Below are 2,016 nucleotides of genomic sequence, written 5' to 3'. Positions count from 1 at the left end.
TTTCCGTTGCTCCACTGGCAAACAGCAGATTCTCGGTTACGGAAGTTTTTCCTGCATCAATGTGAGCAAGAATTCCTAAATTTATAATATTCATTTGGATTAAGCAATAATATACTACAATAGATGCATTGTCGAAACGCACCTTTTAATACCTCCTCGTAGCATATGAGAACTACAGGATTCCTAACTCGTATTAATATGTATATTATTACTGCCGCATAACGATTACAAAATTACACAAAAAAATATATCTAACAAAAGTAGGAGGATTTTTTAACTTTTTACCATAGACATTTTATTAGGGAAACGTAGGTTCAACTGGTAAGTACAAATAAGTAGAAATGTTTGAACAACACTGTTTTAGGAAGTTGAAAAATCAAGTTTCTCTCTCGGTATAGCGTTTATTTTGGCCAATATCTTCTTTAGTTTGGCATTTGAGTATTTCCCATTCGTGTTCTATTTAGCTCCTTATTATGAGTATGTAGCAAGTTGCTTATCAAATTCAGCCTCTTTGAGGGTCAAATATGGTTTTGCAAATGGTGACTGACAAGACATAAACAAGGTCAGCAGGATTTTTTACATAAATGGACATGAATGTATATAACCTAAAATAAGAATAAATTTTAATAAGGGCTGCCCAAAAAGAAAAAAATGCAGTTGCCATCCTACAGATACTTGCAGAAAGGATAAAATTTACTTTTAGACCTTTTGGGATAGCCCTTATTAATACTTCAGATAAAATTCCTAAGGTTATATTTTCAATCCTTTGAACCGGGTTTCCTCCTTGGCATACAGTCCCGGACGCCCGATTATGACATGGTTGGCAACGATACTATCCGCCGGACTGCGTATCTGCGGCGGTGCATTTTCGGGATATTGCGCCTGCCTGTTCCTCACATCTTCCGCTTCCGGCTTGACCTGTTGCCCTTCTTTCTCCTTTTCGGCGACTTCGGGCGTGGGCGGCGCAAGTTCCAGCTGTATTTTTCGGTCAAGGGCGGCAAGTTCGGATTTCAGCTGCTTCAGCTCGTCCTCCTTCTTCCACACCTTGCCCGCTATCTCCTGCAACTGCGGTATCTCCCTCTCCAGCACCTCGTTCTTCGCCTTGTACTGGTCGATAATGGAGGGTATCCTCTCCATCGCGTTCAGGAAGTTTCGGGCGGCAGCCATCGGATCAGCCATTGCCAGATGTCCGTTGTTATAGGTGTACTTGTAGTTCCCCTCTACCACGAAGCGGTTGTCGGTAAACTCCAATCCCTCTTTGAGTATCCTCTCGCTCACCACCTTTATCGGAAAACCGTACAGTTCTCCGACCTGTGTGTAAAGCCCGCCCGTAGTGGCGTTTTTCGCTATCTCCTGCAAACGCTTTCCGATAACCTTCTCATCGGCGGAATCCACACCGTCCACCTTTATTATATTAAGGCGGTTGCCCTCCCTGTCGGTCTGCGCCACCGAAAGGAAGCGGTTCCAGTCCTCCGTCATGGCATCTATGAAAGCCGTGTTGTTACGCAACTCGCCCGTCTTCGACTCTAACTTGAACTCCGAATCACGCTTGCCCTTGTTAAACGACTTGCGTTCCCCTTCGAGCGAGGCGATGCGCTTTTCAAGTTTCGCCTTGTCCAGCAGGTCGGTGTTGCCGGATAGCAACGCCATATATTCCGAAAAGTTCATGCCCGATTTCTCGTCCACTGCCCCCTCGTCGATGGTACGCGCCCCCATAGCACCGCTTTTGAGCTGGCTGATGAAAGTCTGCTTGCAGTGCAGGAGGTTGAACTTGTAGCTGTCCAGTGACTTCTCCACCGCGTAGATGATTACGTCCACGTTGTTCCCGGCGAAATGCTTGGCAATTTCGTTTCCGGCTCTAACTCCGCGTCCGTCACGCTGTTGCAGGTCGGACGGTCGATCGGGTAGGTCAAGGGCATTACTGCCCTCTTCCCCCCTCAGAACCGTACGTGAGAGTTTCCCCTCATACGGCTCAAGCTTTTCTAAATCTCTATTCTTATATAGAGACCGGCTCAT

General features: G+C 46.0%; 2 protein-coding genes. Both read right to left on the bottom strand.

Features of this window, described 5'->3' with window-relative positions; genetic code table 11:
* Nucleotides 1-100: GTP-binding protein (locus tag H8S63_RS19680; protein ID WP_370527615.1), on the bottom strand; the 100-nt coding region annotated here is incomplete at its 3' end.
* Between the two features lie 650 nt (nucleotides 101-750).
* On the bottom strand, nucleotides 751-2,016 hold a 1,266-nt coding region (locus H8S63_RS19675), incomplete at its 5' end, for a DNA methylase (RefSeq protein ID WP_186927699.1).

Origin of the sequence: Bacteroides sp. NSJ-39, assembly GCF_014287315.1 — a bacterium.
Taxonomy (GTDB): domain Bacteria; phylum Bacteroidota; class Bacteroidia; order Bacteroidales; family Bacteroidaceae; genus Bacteroides; species Bacteroides finegoldii.
The sequence above is the reverse complement of the archived record's forward strand: the minus strand, read 5'-3'. Positions and strand labels throughout refer to the sequence as shown.